At 37.5% G+C, this 16,295-nt stretch carries 12 protein-coding genes and 1 pseudogene; 11 read left to right on the top strand and 2 right to left on the bottom strand.

The window, feature by feature from the left end; genetic code table 11:
* Window positions 1-35: 35 nt before the first annotated feature.
* Window positions 36-650: pseudogene (locus ICI50_RS05920) on the bottom strand (DedA family protein).
* A 135-nt stretch (window positions 651-785) separates the two neighbouring features.
* Here ICI50_RS05920 and uvrC point away from each other — a divergent pair.
* The 8 genes from uvrC to ICI50_RS05880 all read left to right on the top strand — a co-directional run bounded on the left by uvrC (window position 786) and on the right by ICI50_RS05880 (window position 9,800).
* Complete coding sequence (gene uvrC / locus ICI50_RS05915; RefSeq protein ID WP_095342004.1) at window positions 786-2,588, top strand: excinuclease ABC subunit UvrC; 1,803 nt, start codon at window positions 786-788, stop codon at window positions 2,586-2,588.
* A 78-nt stretch (window positions 2,589-2,666) separates the two neighbouring features.
* Window positions 2,667-3,971, top strand: coding sequence for a GTPase ObgE (obgE, locus tag ICI50_RS05910; protein WP_013854208.1), 1,305 nt, complete (start codon window positions 2,667-2,669; stop codon window positions 3,969-3,971).
* Window positions 3,972-3,986: 15 nt separating this feature from the next.
* Window positions 3,987-5,903, top strand: a complete 1,917-nt coding sequence (locus ICI50_RS05905) for an acyltransferase family protein (protein WP_082599067.1) — start codon at window positions 3,987-3,989, stop codon at window positions 5,901-5,903.
* Between the two features lie 17 nt (window positions 5,904-5,920).
* Complete coding sequence (gene rnz / locus ICI50_RS05900) at window positions 5,921-6,859, top strand: ribonuclease Z (RefSeq protein WP_013854207.1); 939 nt, start codon at window positions 5,921-5,923, stop codon at window positions 6,857-6,859.
* A complete protein-coding gene (locus ICI50_RS05895; RefSeq protein ID WP_013854206.1) occupies window positions 6,856-7,650 on the top strand; it encodes an SDR family NAD(P)-dependent oxidoreductase in 795 nt (264 codons plus the stop codon). Before rnz ends, ICI50_RS05895 begins: the two co-directional genes overlap by 4 nt.
* A gap of 5 nt (window positions 7,651-7,655) precedes the next feature.
* Complete coding sequence (locus ICI50_RS05890; protein WP_188891318.1) at window positions 7,656-7,892, top strand: lipopolysaccharide assembly protein LapA domain-containing protein; 237 nt, start codon at window positions 7,656-7,658, stop codon at window positions 7,890-7,892.
* A 100-nt stretch (window positions 7,893-7,992) separates the two neighbouring features.
* On the top strand, window positions 7,993-8,181 hold the full coding sequence (gene rpmF / locus ICI50_RS05885) for a 50S ribosomal protein L32 (RefSeq protein WP_007125527.1): 189 nt from the start codon (window positions 7,993-7,995) through the stop codon (window positions 8,179-8,181).
* A gap of 59 nt (window positions 8,182-8,240) precedes the next feature.
* Entirely contained in the window at window positions 8,241-9,800 is a 1,560-nt protein-coding gene (locus tag ICI50_RS05880) for a bifunctional metallophosphatase/5'-nucleotidase (protein ID WP_013854204.1), read from the top strand.
* Window positions 9,801-9,850: 50 nt separating this feature from the next.
* On the opposite strand, the gene ICI50_RS05875 is transcribed toward ICI50_RS05880, so the two are convergent.
* A complete protein-coding gene (locus tag ICI50_RS05875) occupies window positions 9,851-10,069 on the bottom strand; it encodes a DUF2929 family protein (RefSeq protein WP_013854203.1) in 219 nt (72 codons plus the stop codon).
* 115 nt (window positions 10,070-10,184) lie between these two features.
* On the opposite strand from ICI50_RS05875, the gene ICI50_RS05870 reads away from it, so the two are divergent.
* The 3 genes from ICI50_RS05870 (at window position 10,185) to pyk (ending at window position 16,225) form a co-directional block, all read left to right on the top strand.
* A complete protein-coding gene (locus tag ICI50_RS05870; RefSeq protein ID WP_095342002.1) occupies window positions 10,185-13,292 on the top strand; it encodes a DNA polymerase III subunit alpha in 3,108 nt (1,035 codons plus the stop codon).
* A gap of 167 nt (window positions 13,293-13,459) precedes the next feature.
* Window positions 13,460-14,422 (top strand): 6-phosphofructokinase, encoded by a 963-nt coding sequence (pfkA, locus tag ICI50_RS05865; RefSeq protein WP_013854201.1) that lies wholly within the window; start codon window positions 13,460-13,462, stop codon window positions 14,420-14,422.
* 33 nt (window positions 14,423-14,455) lie between these two features.
* Window positions 14,456-16,225 carry a pyruvate kinase gene (gene pyk, locus ICI50_RS05860; protein WP_054640092.1) on the top strand — a complete coding sequence of 590 codons (1,770 nt, stop codon included), beginning with the start codon at window positions 14,456-14,458 and terminating at the stop codon, window positions 16,223-16,225.
* Window positions 16,226-16,295 lie beyond the last annotated feature (70 nt).

The raw sequence follows: 16,295 nt of genomic DNA, 5'->3' as shown, positions 1-16,295 counted from the left end.
AAGAAGAAAAAGCCTATTCATGCGAATAGACTTTTTTAGTTAGCTTTGATTTTTTGCTTGTACCACTTAATGGAATAATAAATAGTCGCTAGAAGAATCAATGCCCCAATGACTAAAGAATATTCTTCAAAGATATTTACAATCACGTGTCATTTTTCACCCATATAAGAGCCTAAGCAAATAAGAATTGTATTCCAGATCAAACTACCTAGCGTAGTATAAAGTAAGAACTTCGTGGGCTTGACTTTAGCAATACCAGCGGGAATTGAGATCAAGCTCCTAATGATTGGGATGCAGCGACCATAAAAAATAGCCCCCGTACCATATTTTTCAAACCATTTAATTGCTTTTTTTACATCGCCTTTTTTAAAACCCAGCATTTTAAATAGTTTGTGATTAAAAATTTCTTCTAGTCTTGCTTCATTGAGCAAGCTGCCAATCCAATAAAGAATGAGGGCTCCTAATACTGCACCGATGGTTGAAGCGACAATCACTAACGGAACGCTCATTTGTGAATGGTGCGTTGCAAAGCCGGCAAAAGAAAGAATAACTTCTGATGGGATTGGGGGAAAGATATTCTCAATGGCAATTAATAAACTTACCGCAAAGTAGCCTAGTTGATTAATTAGGTCAAAAACGATATTTGTCATGTATTTTTCTCCTAGTTGATTTTCTTTAATGTATCAAATTTTGGCCTAGATAGCTATGTTTCTAAGCAAAGTTAATATCTTCTTAAAAAAGCTGTGTTAAACTATAAAATGCAAATTTTTGGTGGGGTGCAAAAAATGGCAACACAATTAATTGAAAATAAATTGAAGCTTTTGCCTGAAAAACCGGGCTGCTATTTAATGAAAGACGTGAATGGCTCAGTTATTTATGTAGGCAAATCCAAGAACTTAAAAAATAGAGTACGCTCATATTTTAAAAGCAAACAGGTGGGACGCCGAGCTGAGTTGGTTCGTGAAATTAGGGATTATGATATTATTACGGTTTCTACAGACAAAGAAGCCTTCTTACTAGAAATTACGTTAATTAAAAAGTATCAGCCATACTATAATGTGCAATTAAAGCAAGGTACAGGCTATCCATATATTGAAATTACCAGAGAGCATGATCCGCAGACTCGCTTGACTAGTATTGTCCATAAGGATGGAGGCTATTACTTTGGCCCATATCCTAACGTGTATGCAGCCCAGGCTACTTTGAAGTTTATTCAAAAAGTTTTTCCACTGCGGCGCTGTCATGGCTACCAGGGAAGGCCATGTTTGTATTATCATATGGGGCAATGTTTAGGAGCTTGTTTTAATAAAGTTCCTCAAAAAGAATACGATGAACAAATTAAAAAGATCAAAAGCTTTTTAAATGGTGATATTGGTTGGGTTAAACAAGATCTGACTGAAAAAATGAGTCAGGCTGCAGCAAACTTAGAATTTGAGCGCGCTGCTGAGATTCGAGATCAGCTAAAATATATTGAAGAGACTGTTGAAAAGCAAAAAATTATTTCTAACGACAATACGCAACGTGATATTTTTAATTATTACGTTGATAAATCATGGATCTCTATTCAGATTTTCTTTTTGCGCCAGGCTAAATTGCTAAGAAGAGAGACGAAGATGTTTCCTTTAACAGACGCGTCTGATCCAGAAGATACATTTGCCGCATTTATCGTTCAGTTTTATGAACAAAAAAACCGAGTATTGCCAAAAGAAGTTTTGCTACCTGAAGGTTTTGATAATCACACTCTAGCTGAAGTCTTAAAAGTTCCAGTCAGAACGCCGAAAAGAGGACAGAAGAAATCTTTATTAGATATGGCTAAAGACAATGCTAAACTAAAATTGGATGATAAGTTTAGGCTGTTAGAATTGGGCAATCGTAAAACTAAGGGAGCACAAAAAGAAATTTTTAATGCACTCGGCTTGCCATATGGTCACATTATTGAAAGTTTTGACCATTCACATATTCAAGGTGCTTATCCAGTGTCAGCATTAGTTGTTTTTAAGGATGGTGAACCCTTTAAGACGGCTTATCGTAAGTATAAGCTAAAGGGTGAAGTTGAACACCAAAATGGTGGAGACGAAGTGCGTAATACTCGTGAAGTAGTTAGACGGCGTTATGGGCGTTTGCTACGTGAACATAAGAAGATGCCGGATTTGATTCTTATGGACGGGGGACAAATCCAAGTAGATGCCTGTGAAGATGTTCTGCGTAATGAGCTAAATTTAAATATTCCGGTAGCTGGGATGGTTAAGGATGATAAGCACAGAACCAATCATTTGTTATTTGGGGATCCAATCAATGGTATTCCTTTAAAGCTAATACCGTTAAATCCTCAATCTGAAGGGTTTTATCTAATGACTAGGATTCAAGATGAGGTCCACCGCTTTGCTATTACTTTTCATCGCAGACGTCATGCGAAGAATGCCTTGTCTAGTCGACTTGATTCAATTAAGGGTATTGGACCTAAAAGTCGCAACAAATTGCTCAGAACTTTTGGATCTATGAAAAAGATTAAAGAAGCCTCAATTGAGGATTTAAGAGCTGCAGGACTAACTTTACCGCAATCGCAAACTGTAAAATTAACATTGTAATACCTAGAAATCGCGCTAATTGGCGCTCTTCTGTGGTATAGTATAAAAGTTAGATTAAGACGGAAGGAAGAGAAAAACATGCCAACATTTGTTGATCAAACTAAAATTGAAGTTCAAGCCGGAAAAGGCGGCGATGGCATGGTGGCTTTCCGCCATGAAAAATATGTTCCTAATGGCGGACCAGCTGGTGGCGATGGTGGTCGCGGTGGTAGTATTATCTTTGTCGCAGATAGTGGCTTGCGAACATTAATGGATTTTCGTTATCGGCGCAAGTTTAAGGCTGATAACGGTGAAAATGGTCGGATTAAGTCACAATATGGTCGTGCTGCTAAAGATCTTTATTTAAAAGTACCAGTTGGCACTACGGTTTATGATTTTAATACTGATGAATTGATTGGCGATTTAGTTGAAAAGGATCAAGAACTAGTTGTAGCTAAGGGTGGTCGCGGTGGCCGTGGTAACATTCACTTTGCAACTAGTGTAAATACGGCGCCTGAAATTGCCGAAAATGGTGAACCGGGTGAAGATCGGGTTTTACGCTTAGAACTTAAATTGTTAGCTGATGTAGGACTAGTCGGTTTTCCATCAGTAGGGAAGTCGACGCTACTATCAGTGACTACTAAGGCTAAACCTAAGATTGCGGCTTATCAATTTACTACTTTAACGCCTAATTTAGGCATGGTGATTTTGCCAGATGGTCGTGATTTCTCTATGGCTGATTTGCCTGGTTTAATCGAAGGGGCAAGTCAAGGCGTTGGCTTAGGTATTCAATTTTTGCGTCATGTTGAGCGAACTAAGGTCATTCTGCACTTGATCTCGATGGATCCGAATAATGGCCGTACAGCTATTGATGATTACCACACCATTAAGCAGGAATTGAAAAACTATGAAACAGATTTATCCAAGAAGCGCGAATTAATTGTTGCTTCACAGATGGATATTCCTGGTGCCGAAGAAAAATTAGCAGAGTTTAAAAAAGCATTACAAAAAGAGGACAATAGCGAACCTGTTTATGAAATTTCAAGTGTTACTCATCGAGGCGTAAGCAAATTGATGAATGATACGGCAACTTTAGTTGCAGAAGTAGAAAAAGAGCGCGCTGAGCAAGAGCCTGAAATTACTCAAAAGACAAAGGAATATAAATACAAGGCTCCACAGAAGAATGAATTTACTGTAGAAAAAGTTGGCGAGCATGAGTTCGTTGTTAAGGGTGAGCAATTGGAGCGGTTAGTCCAGATGACTAACTTAGATCATCAAGACGGCATTATACGATTAGCTAGACGGTTGAAACGCTTAGGCGTTGATGACGCATTGCGTGACAAGGGAGCAGTTAATGGCGATGACGTTGCTATTGGCAAGTTTGTCTTTGAGTTCGTGCAATAAGGGTAGAGATAACATATGAAAAAAAATCGGTTTATAACAGGATATTCTGGACTTAGAGCATTAGCAGTTATTGGTGTAATTCTTTATCACCTTGATCCTAATTCCTTTATGGGGGGCTATCTTGGTGTGCCGATTTTTTTCGTGCTATCAGGATATTTGGTAACTGATCATATGATGAATTCGTATGTTCAAACAGGATCATATGATAATAAGCATTTTTATTTAAGTCGGATAAAGAGACTGTATCCGCAATTAATTACGGTTTTATGGCTAAGTGCCGCATACATCTTTGTCTTTCAACGAAATTTGTTAGCTAAATTGAATCAAATTGTATTGGCTAATTTATTAAACGTTTATAATTTTTGGCAAATTGGTAATGGACAGAGCTATTTTGAACGCTTTGCTTCAAATGAGTCGCCTTTTACTAACCTATGGACGATGTCTATTGAAGGTCAATTTTATATCGTATGGCCGATTATTATTTATTTGTTAGTAAAATTAGTCAGAAAAAAGAAGAATATCTTTTGGATTTTATTTGGTTTATCTTTAGCTTCCGCAATTGAAATGGCTGTGCTGTATTTATTGCGATTTGATATTAACCGAATTTATTATGGTACTGACACACGTTTCTTTTCGTTGGGATTAGGAGCAGTACTTGCTTTAATTTGGCCAATTGCGCAACTTAATCCACATGTTAGAAAAAAAGATACTTTAATTTTGGATATCATGGGGCTAGTTTCCTTCGTAATCATGATGATGTTGTTCTTTTCTAAGGCAATGGATCCCCAAAGATCATTTGCTTACTGTGGAGGGATGCTATTATTTACGCTTGATATCTGTATTTTAGCGGGAGTGATTGCGCACCCAGGTAGCCATTGGAATCGTATTTTGACTAATAAGTTATTTGATTGGATCGGCTCTAGAAGTTACGGGATTTATCTTTACCAATTTCCAGTAATGATCTTTTTTGAAGATAAGGTGAATATTGGTGATCATCCTAATGCTTATCATATTATTGAAATTATTCTTATTTTGTTGATCACGGAGATTACTTATAGATTAATTGAGAAGCCAATGAGCAAGACCTCTTGGAGTAAAACTAAAGCTTATTTTGCTAGGATTTTTGATTGGGATGCGACTGATTATGCTAAAAAAATTCAGGCCTTTATTGCATTTTTGATCTTAATTGTAGGTAGTGCTGCAATCGTTGTTGCACCACGTGTTAAAGCAGAAGATTTTAATAAGAGCCAATTGGCTGAGAGGATTAATCAAAATACTAAAAAGCAGAAAACTGATAATGCTAAGTTAATTAAAAAACTGAAAAAGCAAAAGCAGAAAAAAGAAGATAAATCAAAAGCTATTCAAGAAGCAACGAAGCAGGCTACCCAGCATCCTGTAAATAAGTCTTACGTAAAATATGGAATTTCTCAATTGGATTTACAACTAGCACAAAAAGTTCAAGTAACAGCAATTGGCGATTCTGTAATGGCAGGTTCGAGCAGCAACTTAAAGCAATTGATGCCTAAAGCGTTGATTGATGCGGCTGTATCACGGCAATTAAATGTGGCATTTGGTCTTTTGGATAATTATAAGAGTCAGGGCGTTTTAGCTGATAATGTCCTAATTGGCTTGGGAACAAATGGACCATTTTCAATGGATGATTTAAATAAAATTATGTATGCTGTTGGTCCTAGAAGAAAAGTATTTTGGGTTAATGTACATGTGCCGACCCGTGATTGGCAAAATTCGGTGAATAGCTTGATAAAGCAAGGAGCAAAAAGATATCATAATCTTATAGTGATTGATTGGTATTCATATTCGAAGAATCATCCTAAGTGGTTTTATGGCGATCATACTCATCCTAATTTAATTGGATCAAAGTATTATAGCGCGCTAATTACCAAGACAATTGTTAAGCATTCAAAATTTTAAATTAGAATAGGATTTTCATGGAATTAGAATTCTTAGGCACTGGGGCGGGTCAGCCGTCAAAGCAGCGTAACGTTTCCAGTGTTGCACTTAAATTATTAGATGAATTAAATGAGATTTGGCTATTTGACGTTGGAGAAGCTACACAGCATCAAATTTTAAGAACCAATATTAGACTACGTAAAATTACTAAAATTTTTATTTCTCATAATCATGGTGACCATATTTTTGGTTTGCCAGGATTACTTTCAACTCGGTCTTTTCAAGGCGACGTTGGTCCATTAACAATTTATGGTCCCACTGGAATTGAACAGTTTGTTAAAACTGCATTGAAAGTTTCTAGAACTAAGATTTCATATCCAATTAAGTATGTAGTTTTATCAGAACCAGGTTTGATTTGTGAAGACAAGGATTTTCGTGTATATACGGATCAATTAGAGCATCGCATTCCTAGTTTTGGCTTCCGTGTAGTAGAAAGTTCACATTCTGGCGAATTATTGATGGATAAATTAGCTAAATATCATGTACCAAATGGGCCACTTCTTGGTAAACTAAAGAGGGGTGAGCAAGTAGCCTTAGCAGATGGTACTGTTTTAAATGGTAAAGACTTCTTGGGCCCTGAAAAGCCTGGTCGGATTGTGACGATTATCTATGATACGCGTTCTACGCCTAGCATTGCTCGTCTGGCTAAAAATGCAGATGTTCTAGTACATGAATCAACCTTTGCTGGCAATGAAGCCAAGATGGCTCATAATTATTATCATTCTACGGCAGTTGAAGCAGCAAAAGTAGCTAGAAAAGATAATGTGAAAAAATTATGCTTGAATCACATCTCCGCTCGTCATATGGGAGCAGAGGCTAAAAAATTAGAAAAACAAGCGCAAAAGTTTTTTCCGAATACAATGTTAGTGAATGATTTTGATCGGGTTAATATTCCAATGAAAGGTTCAAAAGAATGAAAGATTCATTAAGAAATAAAGTTGTTATTGTTACTGGTGCTTCGAGTGGTATTGGACGTTCCATTACCCTTGAAAGTGCAGGCCGAGGTGCTACGGTGATTTTAATTGCGAGAAGAAAGGATCGCTTGGAAGAAATTGCAGCTGAAGCTAGAGAATTATCAGGTGCTGAAGCATATGTCTTTTCAGCTGATATGGGTAAGCCTGATGATATTGAAAAAACTTTTGATGAAATTACTAAGCAAGTTCATCATATTGATTTTTTAGTTAATTGTGCTGGATTTGGTAAATTTGAAGAATTTATGGATCAAAAGATGCAAGATGTGACTAATATGTTCCAAGTTGATGTTTTAGGCTTGATGTACTTTACTCGTTTAGTAGGACGTGTCATGCTTGAACAGAGAACGGGACAGATTGTTAATTTCGGCTCTATTGCTGGCAAGGTGCCGACTACTAAGTCAGCTGCTTATAGTGCTGCTAAGGCGGCAGTGATCCAATTTTCAAATGTATTGCGTCTTGAATTGAAACCATTTGGCATTAAGGTAATGACGGTTAATCCAGGACCGGTTTACACTAATTTCTTTAATGTTGCTGATAAAACTGGCAATTATGTCAAAAATGTACAAGAATTTATGCTTGATCCAGATGATGTAGCTTGGCAAGTAGTTCATTTCTTTGGTAGTGACAAGCGTGAGCTTAACTTGCCCCTCAGCTTGGCAGTATGCGCAAAGTTATATAACTTGTTCCCAGCAATTGGTGATAAACTTTCATTAGAGTTTGCTTCTAGAAAGTGATGGATATGAAAAACCAAAAGAATTTAGTTATCGGTTCAATAGTAGCTTTAATTGCAGTGATTTTTGTTATTTTGAATACTAAACCAGTTGTAATTAATTTCGGTTTTTTCAACGTTAAATTGCCGTTGATCGTGGTCTTGGTAGTGATGGTCATTATTGGGATGATCATTGCCTGGTTCTTTGGACACGATAAAGAAGAGAAGCATCATTTTTTCAATAAAAACGATAAGAAAACTGAATAGATCTTGATTTATTCTAGATTGAATAGTATCATTGAATCACGTGAGTAATTCAGGGTAATTAATCCTGAAGCTTAAGACTACAATAAAGGAGATCAATTAAATGGCAGTTCCTGCAAGACATACTTCTAAACAAAAGAAACGTTCACGTCGTGGTCATATTAAGTTAAGTGTTCCAGCAATGCACTATGATGCAACTACTGGTGAATACCGCTTAAGCCACCGTGTTTCACCAAAGGGTTATTACAAGGGTCGTCAAGTTGTAAAGAACAACGATAACGGCAATAACTAATAAAAGGGCACCTGTAATGATGGTGTCTTTTTTTATGCCTCAGAAAAGGAAATAAAGCGATGAAATTAGTATTTTTACATTCAAGTGATACCCATGGCTTTCTCTTGCCTACGGATTATCAAAATAAAACTAACTATGACGCACCATTTAGTTTAAGTAGAGTTAGTTCAGTAATAAAGTCTGAGAAGAAAAAATATGGGGCTGATCATGTAGTAGTTACTGATGCGGGTGATTGCCTACAAGGAGGTTCGCCTCTTGCTTATTATACGCATTCTACTGGCGATTATCATGATTTGCGCAAGTTTACTGATGCCTATAATGCGGTGGGCTATGATGCACGTTGTTTGGGCAATCATGATTTTAACTTTGGATTAGATTATTTAAGCTACTACGTTGATAATAACAAGGCTCCAATTATTAATGACAATGTTTTGGATGCTGAAACTGAAGTGCCATTTTTTGGTCGTGAATATGTCATCATTAAAAGAAACGGCTTAAAAATTGGTATTTTGGGTATTACTACACAATACATTCCGCATTGGGAGCCTAAAGAAAATGTTGCAGGTCTAAAATTTGCTTCGGCATATGAGAAGATTAAGCATTATGCTAAAATTTTGCGCCCTCAAGTAGATATTCTAGCCGTAATGTATCATGGCGGCTTTGAAAGTGATCCAGAAACAGGAAAGGCTACTGAACCACATCGTGGTGAAAATGAAGGATACAAGATTTTAACTGAAATTCCTGAAGTTGATGTTTTCTTAACTGGCCATCAGCACCGTCGCTTGAATTTGGTTACTAAAAATACTGCAATTGTTCAACCTGGTTATCGTGGTGAAGCTGTTGCAGAAGTCATTGTTGAAGTTGATGATAATACTAAAAAGATCACCAATATGACGACTAAGCTGATTGATACTAAGGATTATGCTCCAGATCCTGCTGTAGTCGAAAAAATCGCTGATTTAGACAAGAGAACTCAAGAATGGTTGGATAAGCCTATAGCTTATTTAAATAAGCCTGCACGGATTGAAAATGCCATGAAGGGCCGAATTGAAGGTGCACCTTTCATTAACCTGATTCAACAAACGCAATTATGGTTTACTAAGGCAGATGTTTCCGCTACGGCTGTCATGAGTGAAACTGCTAAGGGCTTTAATGAAACAGTTACTATGCGTGATGTTTTGTTAAATTATCCATATGCTAACCAGCTTTGCCGAGTTAAGCTGACTGGTAAAGAGTTGCGTCATATTATTGAACATAGCGCCGGCTTTTTGAAGAAAGATAAAGATGGCAAGATTGGCTTCATCGATCGCTGGATTAAGCCTAAGCCAATGCTTTATAATTTTGATGTCTTTTATCCAGTTGAATATGAAGCTGATTTATCTAAGCCAGAGGGTGAACGTTTAACTAAGCTTACTTTGCATGGCAAGCCAATTGAAGACGACAAGATATATCATTTGGCTGTTAATAATTACCGTGCGATGGGCGGTGGCTTTTATCCTGAATATAGTATGGATAAGATTGAAACCACTTTGGATAAAGATTACGTACAAATGTTTAGCGAATATTTGACGCATGGCAATATCGAAGTGGATACTAAGAAAAACTACAAGTTTTATTAAAAAACAAAAACACGTGGATTTAATTTCCACGTGCTTTTTTAGAATAAAAATTATTTTAAATTACTATATTTACTGTTGTCTTTGTGTGAGTGAGCGGTAATCGTAGCAATAATTGCAGCAAAGAGAATGCCGAAGATAACCCCAACAACTAAGCAGTTCTTAAGATCAGCTCCGCTGAATGAAGCACTCTGAACTAAAGGACCAGCAATAAAGCCAATGATTAACATATAGATCACGCTCCACACAATTGTGATGATATAACGACCCATAATGATTCCTTCTTTCGGATAGAATTTTATCAAAAAAAGGGCATAAGATCAAACTTGATTAATCCAGTTTGATATACTGGAGTTAATAATTTTACAGTGAAAGGTGGTTAACTATATGCAAGTAGCAGCACTGCAAAATCTGAGTTCATTCACTTTATTGGATAGTCCAACAAGAGTGAGCGATTTGATTAAAACAGCTCAAGAGCGTGGATATCAAGCAGTTGGCTTGGCTGATATCAACGTGACCTATGGTTTAGTTAACTTCTATGAATTAGCTAAAAAAGCGGGTATTAAGCCATTATTAGGGATGCAGCTTCGTTTAAATGGTTTAATTGATAGCACGCAAAAATATGATCTGATTGTTTTTGCCAAGAATAATCAAGGCTATCATAATTTGCTTAGATTATCGAGTGCCATTAATTTATTAACTGAAAATGGTGAGAATGATAAGGTTTTAACTTTAAAAGAATTAACTAAGTATCTAAATGATTTGTTAATCATTGTTCCTGCCAATGTTAGAAGTGAATTAGTTGCATTATCTGAAACTAACCAGTCTTTGGGTAGTGACTTTGTGCGAGAGATGAAGAAGTTAACCCCAGAACTTTATTTGGGAGTTTATGCCTCTAAGGATAGTCAGAGCTATATTGATTATCTTCAAGAGCTAGCTAAGCAATTTGAACTGCCCTTAGTTGCGGTGGAAGATAGTGAGTATTTGAACCCACATGATCAATTTTTGCAAAAAACGTTGCAAGCAATTGATGCTGGTCAAAAAATACAAGATTTATTGCCTTTGGCCCAACAAGCAGGATCGCATTATTTAGTGACCGCTACGGAAGCGTTAGAACGTTATCATCAATACGACTTAGATGATGCAATTAATAATACTTGGAAAATAGCACAAGAATGTGATGCTGAAGTAGTATTTCAAAAGCCCGTTTTGCCTAAGTATCGTCAAGATCGTTTTCCAAGTTCAGAGGAATATTTGCATTATTTAGCTCAAACTGGTCTGCAAAGGCGCTTTGGTAAAAATAAAATTCCTGTTGAATATCAAAAGCGCTTAAATTATGAATTGCGCGTAATTAATCAGATGGGATTTGATAATTATTTCTTAATCGTGTGGGATGTAATTAACTATTGCCATCGAGTTGAAATTACGACTGGACCGGGTCGTGGATCAGCTTGTGGATCTTTGGTCTCATATTCTTTAAGAATTACTGAAGTTGATCCAATACAATATCATTTGCTTTTTGAACGTTTTTTGAATCCAGCTAGACATGAAATGCCGGATATAGACTTAGATATTCCTGATACACAAAGAGATACAGTTATTAAATATATGTATCAAAAATACGGAATGGATCATGCTGCTCAAATTTTAACCTTTGGTACTTTAGCAGCCAAGCAAGCTTTACGTGATGTAGGGCGAGTATTCGGCCTAACAATGGTTGAAATTCAAAAGTGGGCGAGAACAGTTCCTTTTTCTAAAGATAAAATGACCTTAAAGCGTGCTTATAAAGAATCTCGTGAATTGCGTTTATTAGTTGATGCGACTCCTGAAAATAAACTATTATTTAAAACTGCTTTAGGACTTGAAGGCTTGCCGCGCCATTATTCGATTCATGCCGCTGGCTTAGTTATTAGCGATGACTCAATTGCAGGGATTTCAGGATTGCAGGTAGGCCCCTTAGGGATTCCGGTTACTCAACAAACAAAGAAATATGTGGAATCATTAGGCTTATTAAAGATCGACTTTTTGGGTTTACGCAATTTAACGGTGCTAGGCAATATTTTGACGCTAGTGCGTCAGCAAGGAATTAAAATTGATCCTAATCTGATTCCGTTAAATGATGCGGAAACTCTACGTCTTTTTCAACAAGGAAAAACGGATGCTGTTTTCCAATTTGAATCAAGTGGGATCCGGCGCGTATTGCGTGAATTGCATCCCGATAGTTTTGAAGATCTGGTTGCAGTTAATGCTCTTTATCGTCCGGGTCCAATGCAAAATATAGCGACATTTATTGCACGTAAAAATGGCAGGGAAGCAGTTAAATATCCTGATCCTAGTCTGAAGCAAATCTTGCAGCCGACTTATGGCGTATTGGTTTATCAAGAGCAAGTAATGCAGACGGCACAAATTTTAGCGGGGTTTTCTTTAGGCGAAGCCGATATTTTACGACGGGCAATGTCCAAGAAAAAGCAAGATGTAATTGAACAAGAACGTGGTAAATTCATTTCGGGTACCGTTAAAAAAGGCCATGCGCGAGAAGTTGGCGAGCGAGTTTATCATTATATTGAGCAGTTTGCCAATTATGGTTTCAATCGTTCGCATGCTGTAGCCTATACTAAGATTGCTTTTTGGCTAGCTTATTTAAAAGTGCATTATCCTGCAGCTTTCTATACTTCAATGCTGAATTCATCAGTTGCAGCCAAGGCAGAAGATTATATTATGCGAGCGCAGGAAACAGATATTCGAATTTTGCCTCCGGATATAAATGATAGCCAAGTGGATTTTACGGTTAAAAATAAAAAGATATTGGTAGGCCTTAAGGCAATTAAGGGTCTGCGTGTTGATTTTGCTAAAGAAATTGCAGCCAATCACAAGCCGTATCAATCTTTGAATGATTTTTTACGTCGAATTGATCCTAAGTTTTTGCAGATTGAAACTATTCAAGCTTTGATTATGGCTGGATGCTTCGATCAATTAGAAAATAATCGTAATGAGTTGCTAGCAAATTGTAAAGAAATTATTGCTAATGTCCAACTAACGGGACAGAATATCTCTCTATCTGAAATTTTGGGAGATGCACCGCTTAAGCCAGCAGATCCGCCAACTAGTGCCGAAAAAGCTGAAATGGAAGAAAGGGTGTTAGGTTTTTCTACTACAACTACACCTCTAATAGTGGTTCAAAAGTATGCGCAAAAATTTAATGCCCGTTCACTGGATTCGTTTGAATTAAATGAAAAAGGCATTGGAGTCGGTAAGTTGATGCAATTTAAGCAAATTCGTACTAAAAATGATAAAACAATGGCTTTTGCTCGCTTTGCAGATACGTCGAGTGAGCAGGAAGTAATTATTTTTCCGGGTGTTTATGAAAAAATTGGCTCAATTTTGAAAAATGGTGGTATTTATTTATTGGGACTACGCGTTCAAGGAGATCGCTATGACCAGAATAAAAAACAATATTTGTTAACCAATTTACGTAAAGTCAATTTTAAAGAATAAGTAGCAAAAAATAGTTAGTTGATTTAATCACAATGTAAGTGCTAACATCATATAATATAGAAAGAAAGCGTAAATTAGTCCAATTTTAATGAGCTTTTTGGCCTAAAAAATGTTAATATTTACTTGATGTGAGAAATTACACAAAATAATCATGATGAGGTGAATTCATGAAACGGATTGGTATTTTAACTAGTGGTGGAGACGCCCCTGGTATGAATGCAGCAATTAGAGCTGTTACTAAGACTGCTATCCATCATGGACTTGAAGTCTTTGGAATTCGTTATGGTTTCGCTGGTTTGGTTGCAGGCGACTTTATTCCGCTTACTACGGAAAATGTTGACCACAAGATTAGTGAAGGCGGTACGTTTTTGTACAGTGCTCGGTATCCAGAATTTGCACAAGAAGAAGTGCAACAAAAGGGTGTTGAGCAATTAAAGAAGCATGGTATTGATGCTGTTATCGTTATTGGCGGTGACGGATCATACCACGGTGCTTTAGCCTTAACTCGCCACGGCGTAAACTCAGTTGGTCTACCAGGAACTATCGATAATGATATTCCTTATACTGACTACACGATCGGCTTTGATTCTGCATGTCGTACTGCTATGGACGCAATTGATAAGATTCGTGACACAGCAAGCAGTCACCACCGCGTATTCGTTGTTAACGTAATGGGCCGTGAATGTGGTGACATTGCTATGCGTGTTGGTGTAGCTAGTGGTGCAGACGCAATTGTTATTCCTGAACGTTCTTACGATGTTAAGGAAATTGCAGGAACTCTTACTAGAGGATTTGCAGATGGCAAAGATCATGGTATCATTGTCTTAGCAGAAGGCGTTATGGCTGCTGATAAATTTAAGGATGAATTACTTAAATACGGTGACTTTGATGCTCGTGCTAATGTCCTTGCACATATGCAACGTGGTGGCTCACCAACTGTTGAAGATAGAGTAAATGCTACTAAGATGGGTAACTATGCTGTTAAGTTGCTTCTCGATGGGAAGGGCGGTTTAGCTGTCGGCATGGAGAACGGCAAACTTAATACCCACGACATTCTCGATTTATTCGATGGAAAACACCACGGCGATTATGCGCTAATGGATGTAAATGAAGAAATGACTAAATATTAATTTAGCCGATTTTTGGAGAGGATTTTTTTAATAATGAAGAAAACTAAGATTGTTAGTACTTTAGGGCCAGCTTCAAACGATATTGAAACTATTACTGCTTTAGCTAAGGCTGGTGCAAACGTATTCCGTTTCAACTTCTCACACGGTGATCACCCAGAACACCTTGCTCGTATGAAGATGGTTCGTCAAGTGGAAAAGGATACTGGTATGCTTCTTGGTATCGACCTTGACACTAAGGGTGCTGAAATCAGAACCACTGAACAAGAAGGTGGCAAGTTCACTATTAACACTGGTGACATGATTCGTGTATCAATGGATGACACCAAGAAGGGTAACAAGGACATGATCCACGTTACCTACGATGGCTTGTACGATGATACTCACGTTGGTGGTCACGTATTAATTGATGATGGTTTGGTTGACCTTTTGATCAAGGAAAAGGACGACTCAAAGAGAGAATTAGTTTGTGAAGCTCAAAACACTGGTGTTATTGGTTCAAAGAAGGGTGTTAACGCACCTGGCGTTGAAATCCGTCTTCCAGGTATTACTGAAAAGGATACTGACGACATCAAGTTTGGTTTACAATACGGTATTAACTTCATTACTGCTTCATTTGCACGTAAGGCTCAAGATATCTTAGACATCCGTAAGCTTTGTGAAGAAGCTGGTGCAGACTACGTTAAGATCTTCCCTAAGATTGAATCACAAGAAGGTATTGACAACGCTGACGAAATCTTACAAGTTTCAGATGGTGTGATGGTTGCTCGTGGTGACATGGGTGTTGAAATTCCATTTATTGAAGTTCCATTTGTACAAAAGAGCTTAATCCAAAAGGCTAATGCACTTGGCAAGCCAGTTATTACTGCTACCCAAATGCTTGACTCAATGCAAGAAAATCCACGTCCAACTCGTGCCGAAGTTTCAGATGTTGCTAACGCTGTTCTTGATGGTACTGACGCAACTATGCTTTCAGGTGAATCAGCAAATGGTCTTTACCCAGTTAAGGCTGTTAAGGCTATGGCTGAAATTGACGAACGTACTGAAAAGCAAATGCTTAAGCGTAACACTTTAGCTCTTCAAAGATTTGAAGCTTACAAGGGCTCAAACGTTACTGAAGCTATTGGTGAATCAGTTGTACGTACTGCTCAAGAATTGGGTGTTAAGACTATCATTACTGCAACTAACTCAGGTTATACTGCACGTATGATTTCTAAGTACCGTCCAAATGCAGACATCATTGCTTTAACCTTTGATGAAAAGATCCAACACTCATTAGGTATTGTTTGGGGTGTACAACCATTATTGACTGAAAAGCCTAAGTCAACTGATGACATGTTTGAAGTAGCTGCTAAGGTAGCTAAGGGAAAGGGCTATGTCAAGGATGGTGACCTTGTAATCATCGTTGCTGGTGTTCCAGTTGGTGACTCAGGTACTACTAACTTGATGAAGTTGCAAATCATCGGTAACAAGCTTGCTCAAGGTTTAGGTGTAGGTAACGGTTCAGTTATCGGCAAGACTGTTGTAGCAAACTCAGCTGAAGAAGCAAACAGCAAGGTTAAGGAAGGCGACATCTTAGTTGCTAAGACTACCGACCCAGACTACAACCCAGCTATTAAGAAGGCTTCTGGTTTAGTTGTTGAAGCTTCAGGTTTAACTTCACACGCTGCAGTTATCGGTTTATCATTAGGTATCCCAGTTGTTGTTGGTACTACTGACGCTACTGAAAAGATTTCTGACGGTACTACTATTACTGTTGATGCTCGTCGTGGTGCTATCTACCAAGGCGAAATCTCAAACCTTTAATTCAAAAAGATAGATTTAAAATTATAGATTAGCTAATCAAAAAATAGTCAGCTTTTGAGCTGGCTATTTT

Origin of the sequence: Lactobacillus kefiranofaciens, from assembly GCF_014656585.1 — a bacterium.
GTDB lineage: Bacteria > Bacillota > Bacilli > Lactobacillales > Lactobacillaceae > Lactobacillus > Lactobacillus kefiranofaciens.
Note: the sequence above shows the minus strand (reverse complement) of the source record. Positions and strands in the feature narration are given on the sequence as shown.

Bases quoted from the DNA above. Each gene is read 5' to 3' on its own strand.
- ICI50_RS05895 (WP_013854206.1), top strand. From the start codon at position 6,856: ATGAAAGATTCATTAAGAAATAAAGTTGTTATTGTTACTGGTGCTTCG.
- rnz (WP_013854207.1), top strand. From the start codon at position 5,921: ATGGAATTAGAATTCTTAGGCACTGGGGCGGGTCAGCCGTCAAAGCAG.
- uvrC (WP_095342004.1), top strand. From the start codon at position 786: ATGGCAACACAATTAATTGAAAATAAATTGAAGCTTTTGCCTGAAAAA.
- pyk (WP_054640092.1), top strand. From the start codon at position 14,456: ATGAAGAAAACTAAGATTGTTAGTACTTTAGGGCCAGCTTCAAACGAT.
- pfkA (WP_013854201.1), top strand. From the start codon at position 13,460: ATGAAACGGATTGGTATTTTAACTAGTGGTGGAGACGCCCCTGGTATG.
- ICI50_RS05875 (WP_013854203.1), bottom strand. From the start codon at position 10,069: ATGGGTCGTTATATCATCACAATTGTGTGGAGCGTGATCTATATGTTA.
- ICI50_RS05880 (WP_013854204.1), top strand. From the start codon at position 8,241: ATGAAATTAGTATTTTTACATTCAAGTGATACCCATGGCTTTCTCTTG.
- ICI50_RS05905 (WP_082599067.1), top strand. From the start codon at position 3,987: ATGAAAAAAAATCGGTTTATAACAGGATATTCTGGACTTAGAGCATTA.
- obgE (WP_013854208.1), top strand. From the start codon at position 2,667: ATGCCAACATTTGTTGATCAAACTAAAATTGAAGTTCAAGCCGGAAAA.
- ICI50_RS05890 (WP_188891318.1), top strand. From the start codon at position 7,656: ATGAAAAACCAAAAGAATTTAGTTATCGGTTCAATAGTAGCTTTAATT.
- ICI50_RS05870 (WP_095342002.1), top strand. From the start codon at position 10,185: ATGCAAGTAGCAGCACTGCAAAATCTGAGTTCATTCACTTTATTGGAT.
- rpmF (WP_007125527.1), top strand. From the start codon at position 7,993: ATGGCAGTTCCTGCAAGACATACTTCTAAACAAAAGAAACGTTCACGT.